The 25,749-nt window shown below is 71.7% G+C and carries 21 protein-coding genes and 4 pseudogenes; 15 read left to right on the plus strand and 10 right to left on the minus strand.

All coding sequences use genetic code 11. The features are described 5' to 3' along the window. Positions 1-70 precede the first annotated feature (70 nt). From RKD05_RS07740 to RKD05_RS07755, 4 genes and pseudogenes are all read left to right on the plus strand, one after another. Positions 71-790, plus strand: a complete 720-nt coding sequence (locus RKD05_RS07740; RefSeq protein ID WP_424709164.1) for an SDR family NAD(P)-dependent oxidoreductase — start codon at positions 71-73, stop codon at positions 788-790. Between the two features lie 25 nt (positions 791-815). Next, positions 816-2,075 (plus strand): annotated as a pseudogene (locus tag RKD05_RS07745) (sugar ABC transporter ATP-binding protein); the annotation flags it as partial. Between the two features lie 352 nt (positions 2,076-2,427). Further along, complete coding sequence (locus RKD05_RS07750; RefSeq protein WP_424711792.1) at positions 2,428-3,384, plus strand: ABC transporter permease; 957 nt, start codon at positions 2,428-2,430, stop codon at positions 3,382-3,384. Then, positions 3,381-4,439: an ABC transporter permease gene (locus tag RKD05_RS07755; RefSeq protein WP_424711794.1), complete on the plus strand. Its 1,059-nt coding sequence runs from the start codon at positions 3,381-3,383 to the stop codon at positions 4,437-4,439. Before RKD05_RS07750 ends, RKD05_RS07755 begins: the two co-directional genes overlap by 4 nt. A gap of 72 nt (positions 4,440-4,511) precedes the next feature. Here RKD05_RS07755 and RKD05_RS07760 read toward each other — a convergent pair whose 3' ends face one another. Further along, positions 4,512-5,144, minus strand: a complete 633-nt coding sequence (locus tag RKD05_RS07760) for a hypothetical protein (RefSeq protein ID WP_424709166.1) — start codon at positions 5,142-5,144, stop codon at positions 4,512-4,514. A gap of 443 nt (positions 5,145-5,587) precedes the next feature. Between RKD05_RS07760 and RKD05_RS07765 the strand changes: the two genes are divergently transcribed. Beyond that, on the plus strand, positions 5,588-6,901 hold the full coding sequence (locus tag RKD05_RS07765) for a hypothetical protein (protein WP_424709167.1): 1,314 nt from the start codon (positions 5,588-5,590) through the stop codon (positions 6,899-6,901). 58 nt (positions 6,902-6,959) lie between these two features. On the opposite strand, the gene RKD05_RS07770 is transcribed toward RKD05_RS07765, so the two are convergent. Both RKD05_RS07770 and RKD05_RS07775 read right to left on the minus strand, forming a co-directional pair. Then, positions 6,960-8,681, minus strand: coding sequence for a sigma-54-dependent Fis family transcriptional regulator (locus tag RKD05_RS07770; protein ID WP_424709169.1), 1,722 nt, complete (start codon positions 8,679-8,681; stop codon positions 6,960-6,962). A 133-nt stretch (positions 8,682-8,814) separates the two neighbouring features. Further along, complete coding sequence (locus tag RKD05_RS07775; RefSeq protein WP_424709170.1) at positions 8,815-9,522, minus strand: GntR family transcriptional regulator; 708 nt, start codon at positions 9,520-9,522, stop codon at positions 8,815-8,817. Positions 9,523-9,628: 106 nt separating this feature from the next. Here RKD05_RS07775 and RKD05_RS07780 point away from each other — a divergent pair. The 6 genes and pseudogenes from RKD05_RS07780 to RKD05_RS07805 all read left to right on the plus strand — a co-directional run bounded on the left by RKD05_RS07780 (position 9,629) and on the right by RKD05_RS07805 (position 14,607). After that, positions 9,629-11,123, plus strand: a pseudogene (locus RKD05_RS07780) (NAD-dependent succinate-semialdehyde dehydrogenase). After that, complete coding sequence (locus tag RKD05_RS07785) at positions 11,120-12,391, plus strand: iron-containing alcohol dehydrogenase (protein WP_424709171.1); 1,272 nt, start codon at positions 11,120-11,122, stop codon at positions 12,389-12,391. The pseudogene RKD05_RS07780 and the gene RKD05_RS07785 overlap by 4 nt, the downstream one beginning before the upstream one ends. Further along, a pseudogene (locus RKD05_RS07790) lies at positions 12,388-12,861 on the plus strand (3-hydroxyacyl-CoA dehydrogenase NAD-binding domain-containing protein); the annotation flags it as partial. The gene RKD05_RS07785 and the pseudogene RKD05_RS07790, both read left to right, overlap by 4 nt. A gap of 52 nt (positions 12,862-12,913) precedes the next feature. Then, positions 12,914-13,330 (plus strand): 3-hydroxyacyl-CoA dehydrogenase family protein, encoded by a 417-nt coding sequence (locus RKD05_RS07795; protein ID WP_424709172.1) that lies wholly within the window; start codon positions 12,914-12,916, stop codon positions 13,328-13,330. A gap of 102 nt (positions 13,331-13,432) precedes the next feature. Further along, positions 13,433-13,705 carry a hypothetical protein gene (locus RKD05_RS07800; protein ID WP_063258317.1) on the plus strand — a complete coding sequence of 91 codons (273 nt, stop codon included), beginning with the start codon at positions 13,433-13,435 and terminating at the stop codon, positions 13,703-13,705. A 14-nt stretch (positions 13,706-13,719) separates the two neighbouring features. Beyond that, positions 13,720-14,607: an FHA domain-containing protein gene (locus tag RKD05_RS07805; RefSeq protein WP_424711795.1), complete on the plus strand. Its 888-nt coding sequence runs from the start codon at positions 13,720-13,722 to the stop codon at positions 14,605-14,607. A gap of 149 nt (positions 14,608-14,756) precedes the next feature. Here RKD05_RS07805 and RKD05_RS07810 read toward each other — a convergent pair whose 3' ends face one another. The 5 genes from RKD05_RS07810 to RKD05_RS07830 form a co-directional block, all read right to left on the minus strand. After that, a complete protein-coding gene (locus RKD05_RS07810) occupies positions 14,757-16,025 on the minus strand; it encodes an MFS transporter (protein WP_424709173.1) in 1,269 nt (422 codons plus the stop codon). Next, on the minus strand, positions 16,022-16,546 hold the full coding sequence (locus RKD05_RS07815; protein WP_424709175.1) for an ArsR/SmtB family transcription factor: 525 nt from the start codon (positions 16,544-16,546) through the stop codon (positions 16,022-16,024). The genes RKD05_RS07810 and RKD05_RS07815 overlap by 4 nt, the downstream gene beginning before the upstream one ends. Before the next feature lie 183 nt (positions 16,547-16,729). Beyond that, a complete protein-coding gene (gene purU, locus RKD05_RS07820; RefSeq protein ID WP_063258321.1) occupies positions 16,730-17,611 on the minus strand; it encodes a formyltetrahydrofolate deformylase in 882 nt (293 codons plus the stop codon). Positions 17,612-17,743: 132 nt separating this feature from the next. Then, positions 17,744-18,946, minus strand: a complete 1,203-nt coding sequence (locus RKD05_RS07825) for a cobalamin-independent methionine synthase II family protein (RefSeq protein ID WP_424709176.1) — start codon at positions 18,944-18,946, stop codon at positions 17,744-17,746. A gap of 151 nt (positions 18,947-19,097) precedes the next feature. After that, complete coding sequence (locus RKD05_RS07830) at positions 19,098-20,150, minus strand: zinc-binding alcohol dehydrogenase family protein (protein ID WP_424709178.1); 1,053 nt, start codon at positions 20,148-20,150, stop codon at positions 19,098-19,100. Between the two features lie 84 nt (positions 20,151-20,234). On the opposite strand from RKD05_RS07830, the gene RKD05_RS07835 reads away from it, so the two are divergent. The 3 genes from RKD05_RS07835 to RKD05_RS07845 all read left to right on the plus strand — a co-directional run bounded on the left by RKD05_RS07835 (position 20,235) and on the right by RKD05_RS07845 (position 23,299). Next, positions 20,235-20,801, plus strand: coding sequence for a helix-turn-helix domain-containing protein (locus RKD05_RS07835; protein WP_424709180.1), 567 nt, complete (start codon positions 20,235-20,237; stop codon positions 20,799-20,801). A gap of 91 nt (positions 20,802-20,892) precedes the next feature. After that, complete coding sequence (locus RKD05_RS07840; RefSeq protein ID WP_424711796.1) at positions 20,893-22,215, plus strand: MFS transporter; 1,323 nt, start codon at positions 20,893-20,895, stop codon at positions 22,213-22,215. A gap of 391 nt (positions 22,216-22,606) precedes the next feature. Further along, a complete protein-coding gene (locus tag RKD05_RS07845) occupies positions 22,607-23,299 on the plus strand; it encodes a GNAT family N-acetyltransferase (RefSeq protein ID WP_424709181.1) in 693 nt (230 codons plus the stop codon). A gap of 1 nt (position 23,300) precedes the next feature. On the opposite strand, the gene RKD05_RS07850 is transcribed toward RKD05_RS07845, so the two are convergent. Together RKD05_RS07850 and RKD05_RS07855 are read right to left on the minus strand one after the other, a co-directional pair. Further along, positions 23,301-23,510 (minus strand): multidrug transporter, encoded by a 210-nt coding sequence (locus RKD05_RS07850; RefSeq protein ID WP_424709183.1) that lies wholly within the window; start codon positions 23,508-23,510, stop codon positions 23,301-23,303. A gap of 4 nt (positions 23,511-23,514) precedes the next feature. Then, complete coding sequence (locus RKD05_RS07855; protein WP_424709184.1) at positions 23,515-24,324, minus strand: SDR family oxidoreductase; 810 nt, start codon at positions 24,322-24,324, stop codon at positions 23,515-23,517. Between the two features lie 224 nt (positions 24,325-24,548). On the opposite strand from RKD05_RS07855, the pseudogene menC reads away from it, so the two are divergent. Further along, positions 24,549-25,683: pseudogene (gene menC / locus RKD05_RS07860) on the plus strand (o-succinylbenzoate synthase). Positions 25,684-25,749: the final 66 nt, after the last annotated feature.

Genomic DNA, 25,749 nt, shown 5'->3' on the forward strand with positions numbered 1-25,749 from the left:
TCCCCCGCCGGGGTCGCGGCCGGACGTGCCGCGGCCCCGGCCCCCGTCCCACTCCCAGGAGGAGAAAGCCATGAACCGTCTCACCGGCAAGGTCGCCGTCGTCACCGGCGCGGGCCGCGGCATCGGCCGCGCCATCGCGGAAGCCCTGCACGCCGAGGGGGCGACGACCGTCGCGACCTCGCGCTCGTCCGCGGACCCCACCTTCGGGCCCATCCAGTACGCCCCGCTCGACGTCGCCTCCGAGGAGGACTGGCGCCGCGTGATCGGCGACGTGCTCGACGCGCACGGCCACATCGACGTCCTCGTCAACAACGCCGGGATCATCGCGTACGACCCGCTCCACGAACTCACCATGGCCGACTGGCAGAGCGTCGTCGCCACCAACCAGACCGGCGTGTGGCTCGGCATGCGCGAGGTGATCCCGCACATGATCACGCAGGGCGGCGGCTCGATCGTCAACATCTCGTCGATCTGGGGTTCGGCGGCGGTCGGCGGCGCGCACGCGTACCACGCGACCAAGGGCGCGGTGCGGAACATGTCCAAGAACGCCGCGATCACGTACGCCACGCAGAACGTGCGCGTGAACTCCCTGCATCCGGGGTTCATCGAGACGCCCCTCACCGACGCTCAGGCACCCGACGTCAACGACTACGTGGTCTCTCAGACACCGATGGGGCGCGCCGGCAAGCCGCACGAGATCGCCGCCGGCGTCGTCTTCCTCGCCAGCGACGAGGCGAGCTTCGTCACCGGCTCCGAGCTCGTCATCGACGGCGGCTACCTCGCCCAGTGATGCACACCGACAGAACGGATTCGCCATGACAGACATCGACGTGGGGACGGCGCTCGCGCCCACCGAGGCCGGTGCGGGAGTCGCCTCCCTGCTGCGCCTGGACGGCATCACCAAGACCTTCCCGGGAGTCCGCGCCCTCACCGACGTGCACCTGGACGTGCGCGCCGGCGAGGTCCACGCCCTCGTGGGCGAGAACGGGGCGGGGAAGTCCACGCTCATGGCGGTCGCGTCCGGGGCGCTCGCCGCGGACGCGGGCTCGGTGTGGATCGCCGGCACCGAACTCGCCTCCGCCGACCCCGAGGAGGCCCGGCGTCTCGGCCTCGGTATCGTCCGCCAGGACCCCGCTCTCCTGCCGGACCTGACGGTCGCCGAGAACATGGCCGTCGGAGTCGGCTTCCGCCGCGTCGGCGGCCTCGGCCGCGCCGCCGCGTGGGCCGCGGAACGGCTCGCCCCGTGGGACATGGGCATCGACGCCCGCACGCGTGTCTCCGACCTGTCGGTCGAGCAGCGCTTCGTCGTGGAGATCGCGAAAGCGCTCGCCCTCGACCCGCGCGTCCTGATCCTCGACGAGCCGACCGAGCACCTCAGTATCGAAGAGGTGCAGAAGCTGTTCGCCCGCGTGCGCGAGGTCGTCGCGGGCGGCGCGGCGGTGGTCTACATCTCGCACCGGATCCCCGAGGTGAAGCAGATCTCCGACCGCATCACGGTGCTCCGCGACGGCAAGGTGCGCGGGACCTTCCCCGCCGCCGAGGTCGACGAGGCGCAGATCATCGAACGCGCCATCGGGCGCAAGCTCGAGGCGGTGTTCCCCGAGAAGGGCAGCATCGCCGGCACGATCCAGGATGCCGACCGGCTGACGGTCCGCGGACTGCGGGGCGACCACTTCCACGACGTCTCCCTCACCGTCCGCTCCGGCGAGATCGTCGGTCTCGCGGGCGTCCAGGGGAATGGACAAGCCGCGCTCATCCGCGCCCTCGCCGGACTCGAGGCATCCACGGGTGAGGTGAGCGTCGACGGCCGCCGGGTCGGCGGCGGGTCCTCGGGAGCGGCGGCGGCCGGTGTCGTCTACGTCCCGGCCGACCGGCACCGCGAGGGCGTGTTCCTGCCGCTGTCGGTCGCGGAGAACGTCTCGGCCGGCACCCTCCCCGAGGCCTCCACCGCCGGTTTCGTCAGTGACCGGAAGATGATGGCGCGCGCGAAGGAGATGATCGGGCGCCTGTCGATCAAGACGCCGAGCCCGCGCACCGCGGTGTCGTCGCTGTCGGGTGGCAACCAGCAGAAGGTCGTGCTCGCCCGCACGCTGCTCGCCCGGCCCCGCGTGCTCCTCGCCGAGGAGCCGACGCAGGGCGTGGACGCCGGAGCCCGTGTCGACATCTACCGGATCCTCCGCGAGGCCGCCGACGGCGGCGCCGCCGTCGTCGTGCTCTCGTCCGACGGTGTCGAGCTCGAGGGACTGTGCGACCGGGTGCTGATCCTCTCGCGCGGCGAGGTCGTGCAGGAGCTCACCGGACCCGAGGTCACCGAGACCGCGATCGCCCGCGCCGCTCTCACCGCCACGACGGTGCGGGCCCGCGAAGAGACCGACGGCCCGCCGTCATCGTCTGCGCGCGTGGCTGCGGGGCGACCACGCTCCCGCCGTGGCGCTCGCGGCCGTGTTCGTCGCGCTCGCCCTCGCGGTCGCGACCACCAACGGCGCGTACTTCTCGCCCTTCAACCTCAACAACCTGCTGTTCATGATCGCGCCGCTGCTGTTCGTCGGCGCCGCGCAGCAGGTCGTGGTGCTCGGCTCGGGTTTCGACCTGTCGGTCGGGCCGCTCATGGGGTTCCTCGTCGTGCTGTCGTCCTTCTGGATCGTCGACGGCGGCAACCTCTACGTCGGCCTCGCGCTCATGATCGCCGGAGCGATCGGAGTGGGCGTCATCAACGGACTGCTCGTGACCCGGTTCGCGATCAGCCCCGTCGTCGCCACGCTCGCGATGTTCATGGCGCTGCAGGGCCTGTACCTGCTGCTGCGGTCCACGCCCGGCGGGGTGATCTTCCCCGGCGTCTCCGAGATGATCCAGGCCCGAGTGGGACTGGTGCCGATCGCGACGATCGCGGGCATCGTGGTGCTCGTGCTGCTCGAGATCGCCCTGCGCCGCACGCGCTGGGGCGTGCAGTTGCGGGCCGTCGGCTCGCACGACGCGGCCGCCGCCCGCCTCGGCATCCGCGTCGGATGGGTGCGGTTCCTCTCCTACGTGCTCTGCTCGCTGCTGGTGCTCCCCGCGGCCGTGATTCTCATGGCCCAGATCGGCATCGGCGACGGGAGACCCTCGCTGTCGTACACGCTGGCATCCGTCACCGTCGTCGTCCTGGCGGGAACGAGCATCTTCGGCGGGCGCGGATCGTTCATCGCGGTCATCGCGGCGGCGTTCCTCGTGCAGCAGATCCTCAACGTCTCACCGTTCCTGGGGCTCTCGCAGGCCTGGTCGTACTGGCTGCCGGGTCTCGTCACGCTCGCCGCGGCCGGTCTTTACGCCGCCCTGCGCGGCGGCGGCCGCCGTCGACGTCGCCCGCGGGGCGCCGCCATCGCTTCTCCCGGAGGTGCCTCATGACCCAGATCGACACTCCGCGCTCCGCGCCGGAGACCACCACCACCTCGCTCCCCGTTCCGCCGACCGGCCGCTCCGCCGAAGCCGTGTGGCGGCGGGCGCTCGCCGGCAGCTGGGTGCCGATCACGGTCGCGACGGCGGCGCTGTTCCTCGTGAGCCCGGTCATCGCGCCGGGGAGCCTGGATGCCGCGCCCCTGCTGTCGATGCTCCCCTTCGCGTCCGTGCTCGCGATCGCCGCCGCCGGGCAGACGCTCATCGTGCAGCAGCGCGGCCTCGACCTGTCGGTGCCGGGCATGATCGCGCTCGCCGCGGTACTCGCGACGGCCCTGCCGCAGCAGTACGGCTGGGGCGTGTGGCCGGCGGTCGTCGCCGCGGTGGTGCTCCCGGGCGTCTTCGGGCTCTTCAACGGCGCGATCGTCGCGGGGCTGCGGATCATGCCGCTCGTCGCGACGCTCGGGATGAACGCCGTCCTCCTCGGCACGGTGTTCTCGATCGCGAACGGCACGCCCTCGGGGGCAGCAGACGAGCTCAATCGCTTCGCGCTCGCCCGCACGCTCGGCATCCCGAATACGGCCCTCATCGCGATCGTGGTCATCGCCGTCGCGGCCGTGGTCACGCAGCGCTCGATCATCGGCCGGCGTCTCACCGCGGTCGGGGTCAGCGAACCCGCCGCGGCCGTCGTCGGGGTACGGGTGCGGGTGTACCAGATCGCGGCCTACGGCTTCGCGGGCCTCTGCTACGGCGCTGCCGGCGTCCTGCTCGCGGGGTACACGAAGACCCCCGCGCTGTTCCTCGGCGACCAGTACCTTCTGCCGACGGTCGCCGCGGTCGTCCTCGGCGGCACGGCCCTCACCGGTGGAATCTCCTCGATCGCCGCGACGGCGGTGGCCGCGCTGTTCCTCACGCAACTGGGCCAGCTCCTGCGGTCGGTCGGCTGGCCGGACGCGCTGCAGCTGCTGACCCAAGCGATCGTGCTCGTGCTGGTCGTGGTGATCCGCGAGCTGGTGCCGGTGCTCGTACGGCGGAGGGCCGTGCGGCGGATGGCACGGGAGTCCTGACCCGGGACGGGTGCGGGACGGGGCGGAGGCGTGTCGGGCGCCTCCGCCCTTTCACGCGCCGGGCGTCCGCGCTCACGAGTCAGTGGTCGTGAACGCGCCCCGGTTGCGCGCCTGGACCAGGCGGTACTGCCTCATGGAACTGAATCCCGCCATTTCCACGATGTCGCTGAGGGCGGGGGTGAGCGCGCGTTGTCTTTCGACCTCGGCGAGACGGTATCTCTCGATCTCCCTCCGCGGCGTCGTCCCCATCGACATGAAGGCTCGGTGCAAGTGGCTGCGACTGGTCGACAGTTCGCGCGCGAGTTCCGAGACCCCGAATCCGGGGTCAGGGAATCGAGACCGAATCACCGATTGCGCCACGGTGAACAGGCCGTCGCGGTGGAGGGCACTTTCCTCGGTGATGCGCTGTTCCTCGTCCAGGGCGGCGAGAAGCATGTTCTCCATGGCCGAGCCGATCTGTTCGTGCGCGAAGGGCGAGGTCTGGGCCTCATTGTTCAACAGGGCGTTCGTCATCGATACCAGCCCCAGCATGGGGGCGTTCACCAGCGCGATCGGCTCGTGCGCGGTCAAGAGCGACCGGCCCAGCGTCAGGCGTGTCGCGGGAAAGAACCACACGTAGCGAGCGGTGTCGGCGATCGTCTGGGCCTGGACGGCGGCCCCGCCGTCGAAGGCCATCATCTGGCCGGGCTCGGTGCGGACGGTCACGCCCTCGACGGTGAAATCGAACCCGCCCTCGACCGTGTGGACGAGGTAGAGCAACCGCTCGTCGGGGCGGAGCGAGTAAGCCGATGTGCGCGACCAGGCCCGACCGTAGCCGTGCTTCGTTCCGGCCGTCGTCTCTGCCACCAAGGTCGGATCGATGTCACCGCGCGGCTGCCAGCCGAACTCCTCGCAATTCTCCGCGGATTCTTCGCCCATTGTCGTCATCGATTTTCAGCCTTCCGCACGTCCATGTTCGCGGGTGCGTGGCGAGCCCGCCTCTATTCGTCTAATGGGCGACGCGGGGATGCGGGGCCGAGGGGGATAAACGTGACCCGCTGGAAGACAACTTTGTCGCATGTCTTCCCGAATCGCGATTTCACACGCGCGGAATTCGCGAGGCTCATCCCACCCGGCGGCACAGTGCGGCGGTAAACGGAAGGATCGGAATGCAGGACGAAGAAGGCACCACGCAAGAGCGACGGGGCATCCCCCGCCGCACCATCGTCACGGGGGCAGCGTGGTCCGTACCCGTGATCGCTCTCGCCGTCGCGGCGCCCGCAGCGTCCGCGTCAGCACCGACCGGGGCGCAGCTCGAGTTCCTCGACGGGCCGTACTCCGTCACGGCGTGCGGGACGCTGAGCCCGGTCACTGTGTCTCTGACCGCCGCCGACGGATCGCCGATCGCCGGACAGTCCGTGCTCATCACCCTGCCCGAGGGGCTGACCTGGTCGGACGGCACGACCGCACCGAAGGCGTTCGTCACCGACGCCAGCGGACGGGCGAGCGTGACGGGGATCGTCGCTCCCGCGAAGAACGGCACGTTCAACCTGACGGCGACCAGCGGTTCGCTGAGCGACGTCGAGTCGGTCACCGTCACGGGGCAGCAGCTGCTGTCGCAGTACTGGACCAATGGAGGGTCGACGTCGACGTGGGGCACGCTCCCCGATGGGTCGAAGGTCGTCGGCTTCCACACCTATCTCACGCCCGATGGCCAGTTGTGGGATGCCAACAACCTCGTCGCTTCCGGTGTCACGTCGGCGAGCGCGCAGTTCGCGAACACGAACGGATCCCTGGACGATCGCGTCAGTTACATGCAGGGCGGGGTCGCGAAGTTCTGGAGCAGCGGAACCGGTACTCTGACGTTCGGTTCCGTCCCTGCGGGCGCCGTCACCGTGGGGGATCACCTCTACTTGACCCCGGGCGGGCAGCTCTGGAACGGGAACACGCTGATCGCCTCCAACGTGTCGTCCGCCAGCGGTCGCTACACGGTTCAGAACGGCAATCTTCTCGATAACGTCACGTACGTCGAGAATGGCGTCGCGAAGTTCTGGCGCAGCGACGGGGTCACGGCCACGTACGGGTCCGTCCCCACCGGGGCCACGGTCGTCGGACAGCACGTGTATCTCACGCCCAACGGGGACCTCTACAACGGCAACACCCTCGTCGCCAGTGGCGTCAGCTCGGCCAGCGCGGAGGTGACGGTGCAGAACGGCGAGTTCTACGACAACATCAGCTTCGTGGACGGCAGCGGCCAGGCGCGCTACATCCGAACGAGCGGATCGCAGCCCCTGAACTATACGTTCATCGTCCCAGCGGGATCGAAGACCGTCGGCTTCCACACCTATCTCACCCCCGACGGGCAGCTGTGGGACGGTAACCAGCTCGTGGCGGAGAACGTCGTCGACGCGTCGGCGATGTTCGTCAACAACGGCAGCCAGTTCAACGACGCGCTCTCGTTCCTGCAGATCAAGCCCTGCTGACCGGATCCTGAGACCCGAAGCCCGACCCGGTTCGCCGGGTCGGGCCTTCGCGCGGCGGTCAGGCCGTCAGACGATACGTCTTCATCTTGCGATACACCGTGGCGCGGGAGAGGCCGAGGATCTCGGCGGCGCGGGAGCGGTTGCCACCCGCCTCCTGCAGCGCGCGCTGGATCGCTTCGAGCTCGGCCCGCTCGATCATCGTCATCGACCGCGCACCGCGGACCGACATCGGCAGATCCGCCGCGCCGATCGAGCCGCGGCGGCCGCTGAGCGCGAGTTGCTCGATGACGTTCCGCAATTCCACGATGTTCCCCGGCCACGCGTGGGCCTCGAGGGCGGCGAGCGCGTCCCGAGTCGGCTCGAGGTGTGCGGACGGCGCGGCGTGGTCGGCGAGGGCGCGCCAGAGCGGCCCGACGTCGCCCGCCCGTTCGCGCAGAGCAGGGACCCAGGTCGTCGGGGAGCCGACACGCGTCGCGAACGCACCCGCCTCGGCGCGGTCGGCGACCGACAGCGTGAGCAGGACCGCACCACGCGTGGGCGTCGAGTCGATGAGCGACACCATTCCCGACAGCGAGCCCGGATCGAGGGTCTGGATGCCTTTGACCACCACGGGCGCGCCGGCGGCGAGCCGCTCCGACAGGCGGTGCAGCCAGCGGCGCGAGCCGAGGACGTGGCGTTCGGCCGCGTCGACGACCGTGGCCGCGCGCGCCGCGCCCGGACGATGCGGCAGTCCGAGAGCGAGCGAGGTCTTGCCGGTGCCGGGTTCGCCGGCGATCAGCAAGGGTGTGCGGGCTTCGCGGTGACGGGCCACGGTCTGCGCGACCGCGAGCCACTCGGTCGACCGGCCCGCCAGCGCCGGGCGCAGCGGACCGAAGCCGCCGTGGGTGACGGGGCGTTCTCCGACGTTCACGACGGCGACGCTGCCGGCACCGTCCTGCAGCCGGGTGACCTGCACGTCGGCGTGGCCCGTCGAGAGTTCGACGTTGACGCGGCCACCTCGGGAGTCCTCGGCGCACAGGCGCTGTACGAGGGCCATGTCCGCGGTGGACAGGCGGGACGCGCGCTGGTTCTGCATCAGCAGCCCGTCCGGGCCGAGCGCCACGACCGGCCCCTGCTGGACGCGGGAGGCGGCGAGGAACGCGGCGAGCATGGTGCGGGCGGCCGGGCGCTCGGCATCCATCACGTGCTGGCCGAGCTGCGCGGCGATGGAGTGCGTGAGGGGGCGCAGGAGTTCGGGGCGTTCGGTGATGCGCGTGGAGAGGGTGACCACGGCGAGCAGGCGGCCGGTCAACGGGTGCCGCACGGGGCTGCCGGTGCAGACGGCGGAGCGGTAGAACTCGGCGAAGTGCTCATTGCCGGTGATCTGCACGCTCCGGCCGGTGGCGGCGACCGTGCCGACGCCGTTGGTGCCCACGGTCTCCTCGGACAGCACGGCCCCGCGGACCGTGCCGAGACGGTCGAGGTGCTCCGCGGCGGCGCGATCGTGGGTCCACCGCTGGAGGATGCGGCCTTCGGAGTCGGCGAGCAGCAGCCCGAGGCCGGTGCCGTCCAGCTCGTCGGAGACGCGCGCGAGCGGGGCCTGGAACATCTCCAGGAGGTGGCTGTCGAGCAGGTCGAGGCCGACCTGCGGCACGTCGCGGATGCGATCGGGCGAGCCGAGCGCGTCCTTGGAACGCTGCCACGAGGTCACGAGGTCGGGGCGCAGGGCGGCCGTCGCGGAGGAGGCGCTCAGGATTTCGTTCTTCGCCTGCTCGATGAGGCGCGCGGAGGCTGTGGTCATCTTCGACTCCTTCGTCGAGGACGGGCTCGCTCGCCCGTCGATGCGGATCAGAGGATCCGGATGCGATGGGCGGGCTGTCGGGTGCGCTGAGAGTACCCCACACGTGGGCGCGGGGGAATGGGCCGCTCGGTGCTCATACGGCGACCTCGTCGAGGTGCACGAGTCCGCCGTCCGGGGTGACGCGACGCTCGTACTCGAGCACGGCGAGGCGTCCGGCGAGCTCGATGTGGTGCTCGCTCGTGGCCCGCGCGGCGGCCGGGTCGCGGTCGACCGCCGCGGCGTGGACGATGGCGGTGAGCTCGTCGAACGACTGCGCCACGCGGTCGTCGTCGAGGAAGGCGTAGCGCCGGAAGAGGCCGATGCGGGTGTGGACGCCGGCCAGCTGGTCGGAGAGGACGTCGTTGTCGGCTCCGGCCAGCAGGATCCGGTAGAACTGCGACTTGCTCTCCTCCCGGCTCGCGAGCGTGCCGTGCAGGTATTCCGCGGTCATCGCGGCGTGGTGGTCGATGAGGCGGGCGCAATCGGCGGGGCTCGCGCGCCGCGCGAACAGGGCCGCGGCGAGGCCCTCGAGGGTGGCGCGGACCTCGTACAGCGACTCGATCTCGCGCTTCGTGAGCACCGCCACGATCGGGCCGCGGCCGGGGAGCACCGAGATGAGGCTCTCGCTCTCGAGCTGGCGGAGGACCTCCCGGATGACGGTGCGGGAGACGCCGTACGCGGCGCACAGGTCGTTCTCGCGCAGACGTTCGCCGGGCGCGCGGCGGCCCTCCAGGATCTCGTCGCGCAGGAGCAGCAGCACCTGCTGACGCAGGGGAGCGGCGTGCCGTTCGATGACGGGCATGGGCGACCGGCCTTTCGGGAGCTGTCTCACATCGAGACACTCGCCGTGCGACGGCGGGTGTCGCTATTACCGTAATACGAGATGACGATTCCGGAAAGGATCAACGATGACCACTCTCGCTCCGCCGTCGCGAACGGCGACTCTGCGCGGGCATTCCGTGCCCCTGGATCTCTTCATCGACGGCGAGTGGCGCGCCGGTGACGGAGACTTCGCGGTGTACGACCCGGCATCCGGAGTTGAGATCGCGCGCGTCGCCGACGGCACCGCCGCGGACGGCAAGGCGGCGCTGGATGCCGCGGCCGCCGCGCAAGCCGCATGGGCTGCCGTCCCTCCGCGCGACCGGGCCGACCTGTTCGCCCGCGCGCACCGGCTGCTCCTCGAACGCGGGGATGCCATCGCCGAGATCATGACGCTCGAGAGCGGCAAGCCGCTCGCGGAGTCGCGGGCGGAATTCCAGCTCAGCGCCGACTTCTTCCTCTGGTACACCGAGCAGATCGCCCACCTGCACGGCTCGTTCGCCCACGGATCGCGCGGCGGATACCGGATCGTCACGACCCATCAGCCGGTGGGCCCGACGCTGCTCATCACGCCGTGGAACTTCCCGTTGCTGATGATCGCGCGCAAGGCCGGCGCGGCGCTCGCGGCGGGATGCACCACCGTGGTGAAGACGGCGCGCGAGACGCCGCTCACGTGCGCGCTGTTCGTGTCGGTGCTGACCGAGGCTGGCTTCCCGCCCGGGGTCGTGAACCTCGTGCACACGACGTCGTCGTCGACGATCTCCGCCGAGGTGATGGCCGACCCGCGGCTGCGGAAGGTGAGCTTCACCGGCTCCACCGAGGTCGGCTCGACGCTGCTGCGGCCAGGCTGCGCCCGGAATCGTCAACGCGTCGATGGAGCTCGGCGGCGACGGACCGTTCGTGGTGCTCGACGACGCCGACGTCGAGGCCGCCGCGGCGCAGGCGATCGTCGCGAAGTTCCGCAACGCCGGTCAGGCGTGCGTCGCGGCGAACCGGATCATCGTGCACGAGAGGGTCGCCGACGCGTTCATCGAGCGCTTCGTCGCGCTCGCCAAGGCCCTCCGGGTCGGCAGCGGATTCGACGCCGGAACCGACGTCGGCCCCATCATCTCGGCCCGCCAGCGCGACGGGGTGGCCGACCTGGTCGCGGAGTTCGAGCGCATCGACGCGACGCTGCTCGCGGGCGGCCGCGCGATCGACGGCGACGGCTACTTCTTCGAACCCACCGTCTTCGAGGTGCACGACCGCGAGAGCGACGTCTGCCACCGCGAGCTGTTCGCCCCGATCGCGGCGATCTACCGTGCCGAGAGCACGGCGGATGCCATCCGCTTCGCCAACGACACCCGGTACGGTCTGGCCGCCTACGTGTTCACGCGCGACCTCTCCCGCGCGTTCGCCGTCGCCGAGCGACTCGACTTCGGCATGGTGGGCATCAACCGCGGGATCATGGCCGATCCCGCCGCCGCGTTCGGCGGCGTGAAGGCGTCGGGCCTGGGCCGCGAAGGCGGGCAGGACGGCATCTACGAATTCCTCGAGCCGAAGTACCTGGCCGTCACCGTCGACGAAGAAGGAGCCCTGTCGTGAGCGACACCACCGTCCTGCCCGCCCCCGTCCGAACCGACAACGAGCTCGCGCTCGGGCTGCTGCGGCAGCCGCGCTCGGTCCTGTTCGGGCCGGGGCAGCGTCGTCAGCTGCCGCGCTTGGTCGCCGAGATCGGCCGCCATGCCCTCCTCGTCACCGACGAGCGGATGGCATCCAGTACCGAATTCCGCGAGATCGCGGAGGGCCTGCGCGCCGCGGGCGTGGAGGTCGAGGTCTTCGACCGCACCGAGGCCGAACTCCCGCGCGAGAACGTGATGGAGGTCGCGGAGCGCTACCGCTCCGTGCCGATCGACGTCATCGTCGGCGTCGGGGGCGGGTCGTGCCTCGACCTCGCCAAGGTCTCGGCGGTCGTCCTCGCGAACGGCGGCGATGTCCGCGACTACTACGGCGAGTTCCTCGTCCCGGGTCCCGGCGTTCCGGTCGTCACCGTGCCGACCACGGGCGGCACGGGCGCCGAGGTCACGTGCATCTCGGTCGTGTTCGACGGTGAGCGGGGCATGAAGGTCGGCGTCGCGAGCCCGCACCTCGAGGCCACGGTCGCGGTCATCGACCCCGAGCTCACGCTCACGTGCCCCCCGGGACTCACGGCAGCCACCGGCGCCGACGCCCTGTCGCACCTCGTCGAGGCGTTCACGGGTCGTGCGAAGAACCCCACCCCCGAGGAACTCGCGACCAAGCTCTACGCGGGGAAGAACGTCCTCACCGACGTGTACGCGCGGCAGGGGCTGTCGCTGCTCGGCAGGTCGCTGCCGGCCGTCGCGGCGGACGGGTCCGACCTCTCCGCGCGCACCGACACGATGTTCGCGTCGTACTGCGCGGGCATGGCGATCAACACCGCGGGCACCGCGGGTGCCCACGCCATCCAGTCGCCGATCGGCAACCTGACCCACACCCCGCACGGCTTCGGGGTCGCCGCGCTCCTTCCCTGGGTGATGCGGTACAACCTGCCGAGCCGGGTCGCGGAGTTCGCCGAGATCGCGCGGCTCCTGGGCGCGGGAGACGCATCGCTCAGCGACGAGGAACGGGCGCGCGAGGGCATCCGCGCCGTGGAGGATCTGCTGCGGGCGCTGGGCGCGCCGACCGATCTCGCGACGCTCGGCCTGTCGCCCGACAACTTCGGCTTCGTCGCCGATCAGGCGCTGCTCGCCACGCGCCTCACCGTGAACAACCCGCGCGAGCTGACCCGTGAGGCGGTGCTCGAGATCCTGCGCCGCGGGCACGCCGCCGATCGCGACTGGTGGGGCGAGTGAGCGCTCGGCCCATCGCGATCGTCGGGTCGGGCGCGATCGGCGTCGCGTTCGCGGTGCTGTTCGCCCGGGCCGGCCGCACCGCTGCCGTGTACGACATCGACGACGCCGCGCTGGACCGAGGCCGCGCGGACGTCGAAGCCCGGCTGGGGCTGCTCGCCGACGCGGGACTCCTCGACGAGGAGCCTCCCGTCGTCGCGGCGCGGATCGGATGGCACACGGATGCCGCGGCGGCCGCGCGCGAGGCGCAACTGGTGCAGGAGTGCGCCCCCGAACGAGTAGATCTCAAGCGCGAGGTGCTGGCGCGGTTCGCGGCGGTCGCTCCGGAGGACGCCGTCCTCGCGAGCTCGACGTCGGCGATCGCTCCGTCGGTGCTCGCCGAGGCGCTCGCGCCCGACGTCGCCGCACGCGTGGTCGTGGGGCACCCGGGCAACCCCCCGTACCTGCTGCCCGTGATCGAGGTCGTTCCCGCTCCCGTCACGGCATCCGGAAACCGTCGACCGGGCCGCCGCGATCTACCGCTCCGTGGGCCTCCGTCCGATCGTGCTGCGGCGCGAGATCGAGGGCTTCGTCTTCAACCGGCTGCAGGGCGCGCTGCTGCGCGAGGCCTACTGCCTGGTGCGGGACGGGATCGTGGATGCCGCCGACGTCGACGAGGTCGTCCGCAGCGGTCTCGGCCGGCGATGGAGCATCATCGGTCCGTTCGAGACGAGCGACCTCAACGTGCGCGGCGGCATCGCGGCGCACGCCGAGCGGATGGGGGAGTCGTACGCCCGCATGGGCGCCGAGCGCGGACAGCACGACCCGTGGACGCCCGACCTCGTCGCCCGCGTCGCCGCCGAGCGCCGCGCGGCGCTGCCCCTCGAGGACTGGGACGCGCGGGTCCGCTGGCGCGACGCCCGGCTCATGGCGCTCACGCCGCTGTGGGATGGCGAGGGCTGAGCCCCCGGGTTATCCCGCAACTCGCCCCGGAACGCAATCCCTCCGTGCGCGAATCGGCCCGGTGGGAGCCTGGTGCCCCCGAACACCGAAAGGACTGGGACGATGTCCGAAACCACCACTACCGACCCGTTCGCGAACTCCGCCGGCCCCGAGGGTCACTCGATCACCGACTGGACCGACCTCGGCCGCGAGATGTGGTCGTACCTCACCGGCCGCGGCGCAGCGGTCAACTATTCGTTCGTCGACATGACCGTCGAGGTGCCGCGCGACATCGGCCCCGACGCTCCCCGCGCGACGTGGAAGCTCAACGGCACCCTCCGCGTCACCACGAGCGACGACACCGCGCCGGGTTCCGACCCGTACCGCGGCAACTGAGGGCGGGCGCCGTCATGGTGCGCCTCGACATCGACCTCGCCTTCTCCGAACACGAGGAGGGGGTGGATGCCACCCTCCCGCCGTTCGAGGGAACGATCACCGCCGCCGGGTCCGAGGTCCGCGTCACGGTGAGCGACCCGTCGCGACTGCCCGGCAACGGCCGCCGCACGCTCGCCGAACTGTCGACCGTGGCGGACGCGCTGGCGAAGCGCGGGATCTCGGTCCGCCTGGAGGGCCCCGACGGCCCGATCCTGCACCTCGGCGACGTCAAGAGCAGCCTCCTGCAGCGGGTCGTGACCGGCTCGCCGCACATCCGGCTGGGGTCGGTCGCGGCGCTGGCGCCGCTGCTCACCCGGCGCAACGGCGGCCAGGCTCTCACGTTCCCGGTGCCGCCGAGCACGCCGCTGCCGCTCGTGCCGACCGTCAACCGGTTCGTGCGCCGCCGGATCACGACGACGCACTACACGCCGGGCTCCGGCCGACCGAGGCTGATCTTCGCGATCGGGTCGTCGTCGTGGGACGGATCGCGACCGCGCGAGTTCGACCTGCTGCCGACGAAGACCGTGATCGGATCCGGCGACGACGCCGATCTGCGCCTCCCGGGCCTCGCGCCGATCCACGCCGAGATCCGGCACGAGGGCGACGACGAGTACGTCCTGTACGGCTTCGACGTCGTCGGGGGCGGCGGTGCCGCGGTCGAGGGGCGGCGGGGTGATGGCCGCATCCTGCGCACCGGCGCGCGGATCGAACTCGGCGACTGGCGCCTGGCCTACTTCAGAGCGGAGTGGGCCGACCACGGCCGTCCGTATGGGGGACGCGTCGGCGGCGAGGGCGCGCTGCAGCGCAAACAGCCGCCGCGCGGCGGCACGGGTCCGCTCGCCAAGGCCCCCGACCCGGATTGAGGCGCGGCGGCGCCGGTGCGGCCTCGCGGCGGGCGCCCGGCGCCGCGGCCCCGCCTCGCGGTCCCGCACCGGGGTTGCGGCCGCACCCCGCGCCCGATCGCCGAGACTGCATCTGCCCGACATCTCCCTTGCAAGCTGCAACCGAGTTGTCAGCCGGATGCAGTCTCGGCGTCTCCGCTGACCGTGCGGGCGGCTCCCGGCGCACCCTCGGGGGCGGCAGCGACCACGCCCCACACGCTCCGCATCGACGCGGCAACGAGCGTCGCGGCGACGATCAGCGCGGCGCACGTCCATAACACCGGCGTCGTGCCGACGAGATGCGCGGCGGGGCCGACGAGCGCTTCGCCCAGCGGCACCGCGACGAACGATCCGACCATGTCGTACGAGTACACGCGCGAGAGCGCCTCGCGCGGCACGTGCGACTGCAGCGACTGGTCCCACGCGATCGCGAAGATCTCGGTCGCGAAACCGCCGAGCGCGAATCCCGCGATGAGCACCCCGACGGTCGGCGCCGCCGCGAGGGTCGCGACCGGCACCGCGGCGAACGCCATCGCGGCGACACCGATCCCGAGCGCCCGCCGGGGCCGCCAGCGCAGCGCGACGACCGCTCCGAGCGCGAAGCCCGCCGTCTGCGCGCCGATGACGAAGCCCCACGCGGTGCGCCCGACGGTCTCATCGGCCACGACCGGACCGAGCACGGCGACGGCGCCGGTGAACGCGGCGTTCAGCACGGCGAACTGCAGCACCACGATCCACACCCACGACCGACTGGTGAACTCGCGCCACCCTTCGCGGAGGTCCGACAACATCGACGTCCGCTGAGCGTCCTTCCGCGCGCGTTCCGGGAGACGCAGACGCGAGAAGAAGACGGCCGCGGCGGCGAAGGCGATGGCATCCACCGCCAGACCCCATCCGGGTCCGAACGTGGCGATCAGGATGCCACCCGCCGACGCCCCGACGATCGTGCCGCCGTTGAGTCCGAGTCGCAGCAGCGCATTGGCGGACCGCAATTGCTCCGGCGGCACGGTGTCGGGCACGAGAGCCGCGGATGCCGGGAGGCTCACCGCCGCCACGGCGCCGTTGAGGACGCTGAGCACGACGAGTGCCGGAATGGTCGCCGACCCCGTGACGACCAGCGCGGCGACGGCGCCCTGCGTTCCCGCGGCGGCGAACGAGGTGCCGACGAGGAGCAGGTTGCGCGGCAGCCGGTCGGCGAGGACGCCGCCGAAGAGGAGGACCGCGACGTTCGTGATCGAGCGTGCCGCGACGACGAGTCCGAGGTCGGAGGCCGACCCGGTGAGATCGAGCACCGCGAAGGCCAGCGCGATCGGCGCGACGGCGTTGCCGACGATGCTCGTCGTCCGCGCCGCCAGCAGCCAGCGGAAGGCGGCGTGGGCGAGCGGTCCGCCGCGGGTCACGGGCGCTCCAGTCGGAACAGCGCAGCGGTCATCGAGACGGGCTGCGTCCCCGGCGTGCGTGGCGGACGCGCGGCGGCGTGCAGCAGGGCTGAGGCCTCGGCGACGTGGTGCACGACCCGGCGCCAGACCTCCGGATCGACCCACAACTCGGCGTCGGTCGTCACCCCGGGGCCTTCCGCGCGCCGGCGTGCGCGCCGCCGCAGCTCGTCGATGATCGCCTCGACGTAAGGCGCTTCCTCCTCCGCGGGCAGACGGGGTGCGGGAGGGGCACCGGGGTCCACGCGGCGGGACGAGGACTCGTGGCGGTAGCGCTTGGCATCCCCACCGCGAAGGCGGACGGTCTCGACGACGCGGATCAGCGCGACGCGCTCCAGGACGCGGAGGTGGTAGCTGGCCGAGGCCTGCGAGATCCCGAGCTCGCGCCCGACCTCGGCCGCGCTCATCGCGGCGCCGGTGAGGAGCGAGAGCATCCGGAGCCGGAGCGGATGCGCGGTGGCGCGCAACTCGTCGATGCGGGTCATGGGTCGATGCTGGCGCTCGGCGCGCCAACCGTCAAATGCCCCTTTGGGGGTTGCGGTCCCCGGCCCGCGAGACTGCATCCGCCCGACAACCCCACTGCAGACTGCAACCGAGATGTCAGCCGGATGCAGTCTCGGCGTCAGCGGGCGCGCCGCCGCGGCCGACGGCCACGGCCCGCGCCGCGCTCAGAAGACGATCGTGTGGTTGCCGTGGCGGATGATGCGGTCTTCGGCGTGCCACAGCACGGCGCGCGAGAGCACCTGGCGCTCGACGTCGGCGCCGCGGCGCGCGAGCTCGGCGGCCGAGTCGGCGTGGGTCACACGCACGGTGTCCTGCTCGATGATCGGACCCTCGTCGAGGTCGCCGGTGACGTAGTGCGAGGTCGCGCCGATGAGCTTCACGCCGCGCTCCTTCGCCTTCTTGTACGGCTCGGCGCCGATGAAGGCCGGCAGGAACGAATGGTGGATGTTGATCACCGGCACCCCGATCTTCTCGAGGAACTCGGGGGAGAGGATCTGCATGTACCGCGCGAGCACGACGAAGTCGACGTTGCCGACCAGAAGTTCGAGAATGCGGGCCTCGGATGCCGACTTGTCGGGGCCGGGCGTCGACGGAACGTGGAAGAACGGCACGTTGAACGACCGGACGTCCTCGGCGGAGGTGGTGTGGTTCGACACGACCATGGGGATGCTGACCGGAAGGTCACCGCGGCGGTGGCGCCACAGCAGGTCGAGGAGGCAGTGGTCCTGCTTCGAGGCCAGGATCGCCATGCGCTTGGGCGTGGAGAGGTCGGTGAGCTTCCACTCCAGCTCGAAGCCGCGGCCGAGGGTCTCGGCGAGGTCGTCCTGGATCGCGGGCAGCGCGGCGGCGAGGTCGGGGCGGTGGAACACGACGCGCTGGAAGTACGCTCCACCGCGCGGGTCGTCCGAGTACTGGTCGAAGGCGACGATGTTGCCGCCCTGGCGGGCGATGAGCGCCGAGACCGCGGCGATGATGCCGGGGGTGTCGCTGCCGTGGACGATGAGGCACGCGTGATCGGGCTGCAGGTGGGGGCTCGCGGAGACCATCGGACCATTCTGCCGTGCCCGGATGACGTCGGCGGACACCGCCGAGCCCCGGCCCGCCGCGGCGGCCGCGACCGGCCCGGTGCTGCGGTCCCGGCCGCGGCCGCCGCGCCGGCACCGCGCCCCGCCTCTGCCTCAGATGCGGGCCGTCGCCCGCCGCGCCCCTTCACCGAGTGCCTCGAGCTTCGCCCACGCGATCTGCGGGTGCACGCGGCCGCCGAGGCCGCAGTCCGTGGAGGCGATCACGCGGTCGGGTCCGACGATCCGGGCGAAGCGCTCGATGCGCTGCGCCACGAGGTCGGGGTGCTCGACGACATTGGTGGCGTGTCCGACCACGCCCGGAGCGAGGATCAGGTCGTCGGGGATATCGGCATCCGCCCACACCGTCCATTCGTGCTCGTGCCGGGCGTTCGCGGCCTCGAAGGAGATCTGTCCCACGTTCGCCTCGAGCACCACGGGCAGGATGTCGCGCAACTCGATGTCGGTCACGTGCGGGCCGTGCCACGAGCCCCAGCAGAGGTGCAGGCGCACGCGCTCGCGCGGGATCCCGGCCAGCGCATGGTTGAGCGCCTCGACGCGGGTGCGGGTGAACGCGACATAGTCGGCGACGGACGGTGCCGGGTTGATCTGGTCCCAGCTCTCGGCGAGCGACGGGTCGTCGAGCTGCAGGATGAGTCCCGCGTCGACGATCGCGCGGTACTCCTCGCGCAGCGCGTCGGCCCACGCGAACAGGTGGTCCTCGTCGGTGGCGTAGTACTCGTTGCGGACGCGCGCGGCGCTCCCGGGCGCGATTGCGGTGAGGAATCCCGTCTCGCCCTCGCCGAGTGCGGCGGTGAGGTGCGCGATGTCGGCGGCCACAGCCGCGGCCCCGCGGTAGGCGATCGGGCCGGTCGTGGTGGGGAAGGCGGTGGCGACCCTGCCGGTCGCGATGCCGCTGTCGCGGCTCGTGTACGCCTCGGCGAAGAGCTCGCGGTCGCGGCGGTCGGCGAACGACGTCAGCCGCACGCGGCCGGGCTCGGAACGGACGGGCTGCTCGGTCATCGCGTTCACCTCGGTGAGCGAGAGGCCGCTCACCCGCTGGAACGAGTACGACCACCAGGCGCCGTAGTCGACGGCGTTCGACATGGCCTTGCCGAATTCGCCGTCGCCGGGGAGCGTGATGCCGGCTTCGCGCTGCCGTCGTACGACGTCGGCGACCGCGTCGTCCACGAGGGCATCGAACGTGGCGTCACCCGGCGCGAACGTGAACCCGTCGTCGGCGAACGTGCGTGCGGCATTCGCGGCGATGAGGGCGTCCGTGCGCGGAAGGCTTCCGGCGGTGGTGGTCTGAATGGTCATGCGGTCCTCCGGTCGATCGGTGCGAACCTACTCCCGGTCACCGACGCTCGACGATCCGCATTGCGCCGTGTGGCACCGGGTGGGCTACACGCGGACGACCAGCTTGGATGCCGAGACCCCGGCGCGCTGGCGATCGAGGGCGCTCTGGATCTCACCGAGACCCTCCCCGACGACGAGCGGCTCCGGCATGGGGCGGAGGCTCCCGTCGGCGAGGGCGCGCGGGATCATCCCGCCCCACAGGGCCGGGCCGACCTCGTCGTCGCGCAGGCTGGTGCCCCACACGAATCCGGCCCGGATGCCGGCGCGCCGAGCGCGCAGGGTCGACCGCGCCGTGGTGAGACCGATCCGAGTGAAGACGGGGAGCATCGCGGGGAACAGCCGCTTCTGGCCGACGAGGCCGGCGAGCGATACGGGCGTGCTCGCCATGGCCAGGGCGCGTGCCGCCGGTGCGGCGGAGGACCTCGATGCACGCGTCGGTCGACCCCGCGCCGAGCGCTACCGCACCGGCCACCGGACGGCCGCCGATCGCGGCCACGAGCTCGTCGACGGCGGTCACGGAACCGTAATCGACCACGGCGTCGGCGCCGAGCGAGCGCACGGTCGCGGCGTTGCGCGGCGAGGCCGTGGAGACGACGTCGTAGCCCGCGGCGCGGGCGAGCTGCACGGCGTTCATCCCGACGCTCGTCGATCCGCCCCACACCACCACGACGCCACCCGGCTCGCTCGGCGTTTCGCCGGTCGGCATCCGGAGTCCGAGGTGGGCGGGCTGGAAGAGTGCGCACGCCGCGGTCGAGACGCCGAGCGGGAAGACGGCGGCCTCCTCGTCGGACAGGGCGTCGGGGGTGGGTGCGGCGAGACGTTCGAGCAGGATCGTGTACTCCTGAAAGGCGCCCTCGCGGAGCGGGTCGCGGCCCTTGTCGGTTCCGGTGGCGAGACCGAACACGCGCTGGCCGATGCGGAAGCGCGTCACGGCGGCGCCGACCGCGACGACCTCGCCCGCGACGTCGGACCCGAGGACCGCGGGGGTCTGCAGCCACCGGTACGTGACGCGACTCGTGCCCTGGATGACCCAGTCGACCGGGTTGATCGCGACCGCCCGGACGCGCACGAGGATCTCGTCGGCGGCCGGTTCGGGGACGGCGGCGCTGACCACGTCGAGCGCCGCGCGCGGAGCGGGCAGGACGGCGGCGGACTGGACGGACATGAATGCCTCCCGCTAGCGATGACACTGAGTGTCTTCACACTACCTCACCGATGACACTGCGAGTCATCACCTATGCTCGTCCGCATGGCGAGATGGGCACCGGACACGCGCGAGCGGCTGCGCGCCGCGGCGCTCGAGCTCTTCGCCGAGCGCGGTTTCGACGCCACCACCGTTCCGGACATCGTCGAGCGCGCGGGACTCACGCGCCGGACGTTCTTCCGCCACTTCAGCGACAAACGCGAGGTGTTCTTCGGCGACGACGAGATCCCCGCGCTCGCCGCGGCGGCCGTCGCGGCGGCCCCTGCGGACGCCACGCCGTTCGCGATCGCCTGGGCCGGATTCCACCGTCTGGCGGCCGACCGCTTCGAGCCGCGGCGCGCGCAGATGCAGACCGCGCGGCTGTTCATCGAGTCCGAACCGGCGCTGCGCGAGCGCGACCTGCAGAAGCAGGCCGACCTGCGCGACGCTCTCCGCGACGGATACCTCGCCCGCGGCGTCGACGCCCTCACGGCGCGCGTGACCGCGGGCGTCGCGGTCGAGCTCCTGCAGATCGCGCTCGAGCGGTGGCTCGTCGACGAGACCGGCGCCGCGCTGACCGACCACCTCGCCGCGGTGCGCGCGGCGATGTCGGACACGCTCGCCGACGCCTGACGCCGGCCGCGGACGCCCGCCGTGTCGGTGCCCCGGACTAGCCTTGTGGATGCCTCCCTCCGTGGCATCCATCCCCCTTCGTCCCCTAGGAATCGCCGTGATCAGCAGCCTCGAACGCCCCGGGTGGCGGACGTGGACGCTGTGGGCGGTCGGGGTCGTGGCGTACGTCGTCTCGATCGTCAACCGCACGTCGCTCTCGGCGGTGGGAGTGGATGCCGCGACCCGCTTCCACGCGGATGCCTCGGCGCTGTCGATGTTCGCCGTGATCCAGCTGTTCGTCTACGGCGCGATGCAGATCCCCGTCGGGCTGCTGCTCGACCGGTACGGCGCGCGCCCGATGATCGCGATCGGCATGGTCCTGATGGCGGCGGGGCAGCTCGTCATGGCGTTCGCGGATGCGGTGGGGATCGGCATCCTGGCCCGTGTCCTGATCGGGGCGGGCGACGCAATGATCTTCCCGAGCGTGCTGCGCGTGATCGCGACGTGGTTCCCCGCGCAACGCGCGCCCGTGCTCGTGCAGTTGACGGGGATCATCGGCCAGCTCGGTCAGATCGTCGCGGTCGTGCCGCTGGCCGCGCTGCTGCACGCCACGAGCTGGAGCGTCGCCTTCGGCAGCGTCGCGGGGCTCGGCGTGCTGTTCGCGGTGCTGACGTACGCGATCATTCGCAACCGACCGCCCGAGCGGCGCGACGATCCCGTCGACCTGTCGGTGGACACGCAGACCGGCACGATCCGCGTCGTGACCTCGGCGGCGGATCTGCGGCAGGGATTCCGCGAGTCGTGGGCGCACCCCGGGACGCGCCTCGGGTTCTGGTCGCACTTCACCACCCCGTTCGCGGGCACCGCGTTCATGCTCCTGTGGGGCTTCCCGTTCCTGACCGCCGGCGAGGGGATCGCCCCGGCGACCGCGTCGGGGATCATGACGCTGTTCGTGCTGTTCGGCATCCTCAGCGGTCCGCTCATCGGCGCCCTGTCGAGTCGGCATCCGCGTCGGCGCTCCCGGTGGCTCGTGCTGCCGACGGTCGTGTTCCAGGCGGTCGTCTGGATCGTCGTCGCCGCGTGGCCGGGGCCCGCGCCGGTGTGGTTGCTGATCGTCCTCATGCTCGCGCTGTCGACCGGCGGCCCCGCGTCGATGATCGCGTTCGACCACGCGCGCACGTTCACGCCCAGCCATCGCCTCAGCACCGCGACCGGCATCGTGAACGGCGGCGGCTTCCTCGCCGCGCTCCTGGCGATCCTGTTCATCGGTATCGCGATGGACGTCCAGGGCGCCGGCACCCCGGCGACCTACTCCCTGGATGCCTTCCGCTGGGCGTTTCTCACGCAGGTACCGCTGTGGTTGGTCGGGGGCATCGCGATCGTCGTCGAGCGCGCCCGCACGATCCGCCACATCGACGGTTCGCTGCCGCGCTGAGGCTCGCGCCGGTCGTTTCGGCGCTGTCACCGTTGCGGCGCTGTTGCCAGCTGCGAGGCGCGTGGCATCCGTTGCGTGTCCCACTTTGTGCTGTTTGCAGCCTCCTGAGCTGCACAAACTGGGACATGCTCCGTCAGGAGTGGGAGATGGTGCGGCGGATGGGGTGCGGCATCCGTTGCGTGTCCCACTTTGTGCTGTTTGCGGCGCCTGGAGTTGCGCAAAGTGGGACATGCTCCGCGGGAAGCGGGACATGCTCCGTCAGACGGGCGCGGCATCCCTTGCGTGTCCCACTTTGTGCTGTTTGCGGCGCCCTGAGCTGCACAAACTGGGACATGCTGCGTCAGGAGTGTGACATACGGCGCGGGGGACGAGCGGATGCCAGACTCGACGCATGAGCACGACCGGCATCGACATCCGCCCGCTCGACACCCTCGAAGCGATCGAGGCAGGTTCTCGACTGTTCGACGACGTGTGGGTGGGGGATCGCGCGACGATGCCGTCGAACATCCTGCGGGCGCTCGAGCACTCGGGCAACTACGTGGTCGGTCTGTACGACGGCGACCGGATGATCGGCGCGTCCGCGGCGTTCTTCGGTCCCCCCGCAGAGCGGACGATGCACTCGCACATCACCGGCATCCTGCCCGGATACCAGGGGCGGGGGCTCGGTCGTCAGCTCAAGGCGCACCAGCGCGAGTGGGCGCTGGCGCGGGGGATCGGCCGTATCACGTGGACGTTCGACCCGCTGATCCGGCGCAACGCGCACTTCAACCTCGCCATCCTCGGCGCGAGCGCCACGGAGTACCTGGTGAACCAGTACGGCGAGATGCCGGACGACGTCAATCGCGGCGACGAGTCGGACCGGCTCATGGTGTCGTGGGCCGTGGCCGAGCCGCCCGCCCCGACCCCCGATGACCATGCGGTGCGCGCGGTCGTCGAGATCCCCGATGACATCGAGAGCCTCCGCCGGAGCGACCCGGCGGCCGCGGCCGAGTGGCGGCAGCGCGTCAGGGAGCAGCTGCGGGGGCAGCTGGCATCCGGTCTCCGCGTCGGCGGCGTGGACGCGCGCGGGTACCTGCTCGTCTGAGTCAGTCGCCCGAGACGGGCACGTCCCTCTCGGCGGCGGGGTCGCCCTGCCCCGGCCCCGGCCGCACGGCGGCGTCGTCGCGGACGTCGATGCGGGTCACGCCGTCGTGCTCCGTGACGTCGATCCGGGGAGCCGCGTCCGCCTCCGTCGCCTTCGGGGCGCTCGTCAGCTGATCGTGACGGTTCTCCTCGAAGCTCTTCTCGTCGCTCATCGCGTCATTCCTTCCCGGCCGAACGCCACGCGTCCGACTCCATGTGCGATCCCGCCTGCGGTCCCATCTGCAGCATCCCGCCATCCACGACCCAGCTCGCGCCCGTGACGTAGGAACCCGACGGCGACGCGAGGAAACGGATCACGTCGGCGATCTCGTTCGGCTTGCCGGGGCGACCGAGCGGGATGCCAGGACGGTGGATGCGGTCGGCATCCTCGGGGTCCATGTCGTTGATGGGGGTGGCGATCTCACCCGGCGCGACGGCGTTCGCCGTGATGCCGTACTGCCCCAACTCGAGCGCCATCGTCTTGATGAGTCCGCCGAGCCCGTGCTTCGCCGCGACGTACGGAGCGGAGCCGACGCGCGGCTGGTGCTCGTGCACGCTCGACACGGCGATGAGCCGGCCGCCCTTGCCTGCTGCGACCATGCGCTTCGCGGCGGTGTGCAGCGCGAGGAACGCGCCGTCGAGGTTCAGCGCGACGTCGGTGCGCCATGTGTCGAGGTCGAGGTCGAGGAACGGTCCGCCGATGCCGCCGCCGGCGTTGTTGACGAAGACGTCGAGGCCGCCCAGCTCGTCGGCCATGGCGTTCACCGCGCCGGGGACGGACCCGAAATCGGTGGCGTCGAACTGCGCGACGACGGCGCGGCCGCCGCGGGCGCGCACGCCCTCCGCGGTCTCCTCGGCGCCGTCCTTGTCGGAGTGGTAGGTGATGGCGACGTCCATGCCGGCCTCGGCGAGCGCGAGCGCGGTGGCCGCGCCGATGCCCGAGTCCGAACCGGTGACGATCGCGTGGCGGGGAGTGAAGTCGCTCATGCCCGCGACGCTACGCGCGGGCGCGGCGGCGGTGAGCGGCCTTGCCAGGCCCGGGCCGGGGCGTTACGGTCGCGCTTCGCCGCGGCGCCCCGTGCCGAACTCCGGAGAAATGTGCGTGTTCGGGGCGTCGGAGGCCCGAAGGGCGGTCGAGACGGCAAATTCTCCGGAGTTCGGCACGCTGCGGGCGCGAGCCCGACCCGCGCGACGCCGGATACCCTGCCGTCATGCCGCCCCGCACCCCCGCCGCCCCCGTGACCCTGGCTGCCGTCGAACTGCGGGTCCTGCAGATTCCGCTGGTCTCGCCGTTCACGACATCGTTCGGCACCGAGACGGTGCGCGAGGTCATCGTCGTCACCGCCGAGACAGCCGCCGGTCGCGGGTGGGGCGAGGTGGTCACGCAGGCGGAGCCGTTCTACTCCAGCGAGTACACGCAGGGCGCGTGGGACGTGCTCACCCGCTTCCTCGCGCCGGCCCTGCTCGCACGCCGCACGTTCGCGCCGGAGGAGGTCGCCGGCATCCTGGCCCCGGTCGTCGGTCATCGCATGGCCAAGGCCAGGACTCGAGCTCGCCGTGATCGACGCCGCGCTCCGCGCCGAGGGCCGGAGCTTCTCCGCCTACCTCGGCGCCGAGAAGGACCGCGTGCCCTCGGGTGTCTCGGTCGGGATCCAGCGCGACCCCGCTGCGCTCGTCGACACCGTCGGCGGCTACCTCGACGAGGGGTACGTCCGCATCAAGATCAAGATCAAGCCCGGACGCGACGTCGACGACACCGCCGCCGTGCGGGCGGCGTTCGGCGGCATCCCCCTTCAAGTGGATGCCAACTCCGCCTACACCCTCGCGGATGCCGACATGCTCCAGAGGCTCGATGCGTTCGACCTGCTCCTCATCGAGCAGCCGCTGCAGGAGGACGACCTCGTCGACCACGCCACCCTGGCGCGGCGCCTGACCACGCCGGTGTGTCTGGACGAGTCGATCGTGTCCGACAAGGCCGCGGCCGACGCGCTGCAGCTCGGCGCCGCGGCGATCATCAACATCAAGGCGGGTCGCGTCGGCGGGTACCTGGAGGCGCTCGCGATCCACGACCGGTGCCGCGCCGCCGGGATCCCCGTGTGGTGCGGGGGCATGCTCGAGACCGGGATCGGGCGGGCCGCCAACGCGGCGCTCGCGGCCCTCCCCGGGTTCCTGCTTCCCGGCGACATCTCGGCATCCGCCCGCTTCTACGACCGCGACATCGTGACGGCGCCCGCCGTCCTCGAGGACGGACACGTCCGCGTTCCGACGGGGCCGGGGCTCGGCGTCGAGATCGACGCGGACGCGCTCGACGCGTTCACGGTGCACCGCGAGCGCATCACGCGATGAGTTCCAGCGTCGCTCGATAAACTGGATGCCGCGCACTCGCGCTCGCACCCACAGCTTTCCCGACCA

Origin of the sequence: Microbacterium sp. SLBN-111, assembly GCF_049739645.1 — a bacterium.
Classification (GTDB): domain Bacteria; phylum Actinomycetota; class Actinomycetes; order Actinomycetales; family Microbacteriaceae; genus Microbacterium.

Coding starts and splice junctions, on each gene's coding strand:
- RKD05_RS07765 (WP_424709167.1), top strand. CDS start 5,588: ATGCAGGACGAAGAAGGCACCACGCAAGAGCGACGGGGCATCCCCCGC.
- RKD05_RS07815 (WP_424709175.1), bottom strand. CDS start 16,546: ATGACCCGCATCGACGAGTTGCGCGCCACCGCGCATCCGCTCCGGCTC.
- RKD05_RS07855 (WP_424709184.1), bottom strand. CDS start 24,324: ATGAGCGACTTCACTCCCCGCCACGCGATCGTCACCGGTTCGGACTCG.
- RKD05_RS07830 (WP_424709178.1), bottom strand. CDS start 20,150: ATGTCCGTCCAGTCCGCCGCCGTCCTGCCCGCTCCGCGCGCGGCGCTC.
- RKD05_RS07740 (WP_424709164.1), top strand. CDS start 71: ATGAACCGTCTCACCGGCAAGGTCGCCGTCGTCACCGGCGCGGGCCGC.
- RKD05_RS07805 (WP_424711795.1), top strand. CDS start 13,720: ATGGTGCGCCTCGACATCGACCTCGCCTTCTCCGAACACGAGGAGGGG.
- RKD05_RS07800 (WP_063258317.1), top strand. CDS start 13,433: ATGTCCGAAACCACCACTACCGACCCGTTCGCGAACTCCGCCGGCCCC.
- RKD05_RS07835 (WP_424709180.1), top strand. CDS start 20,235: ATGGCGAGATGGGCACCGGACACGCGCGAGCGGCTGCGCGCCGCGGCG.
- RKD05_RS07850 (WP_424709183.1), bottom strand. CDS start 23,510: ATGAGCGACGAGAAGAGCTTCGAGGAGAACCGTCACGATCAGCTGACG.
- RKD05_RS07845 (WP_424709181.1), top strand. CDS start 22,607: ATGAGCACGACCGGCATCGACATCCGCCCGCTCGACACCCTCGAAGCG.
- RKD05_RS07755 (WP_424711794.1), top strand. CDS start 3,381: ATGACCCAGATCGACACTCCGCGCTCCGCGCCGGAGACCACCACCACC.
- RKD05_RS07770 (WP_424709169.1), bottom strand. CDS start 8,681: ATGACCACAGCCTCCGCGCGCCTCATCGAGCAGGCGAAGAACGAAATC.
- purU (WP_063258321.1), bottom strand. CDS start 17,611: ATGGTCTCCGCGAGCCCCCACCTGCAGCCCGATCACGCGTGCCTCATC.
- RKD05_RS07775 (WP_424709170.1), bottom strand. CDS start 9,522: ATGCCCGTCATCGAACGGCACGCCGCTCCCCTGCGTCAGCAGGTGCTG.
- RKD05_RS07825 (WP_424709176.1), bottom strand. CDS start 18,946: ATGACCATTCAGACCACCACCGCCGGAAGCCTTCCGCGCACGGACGCC.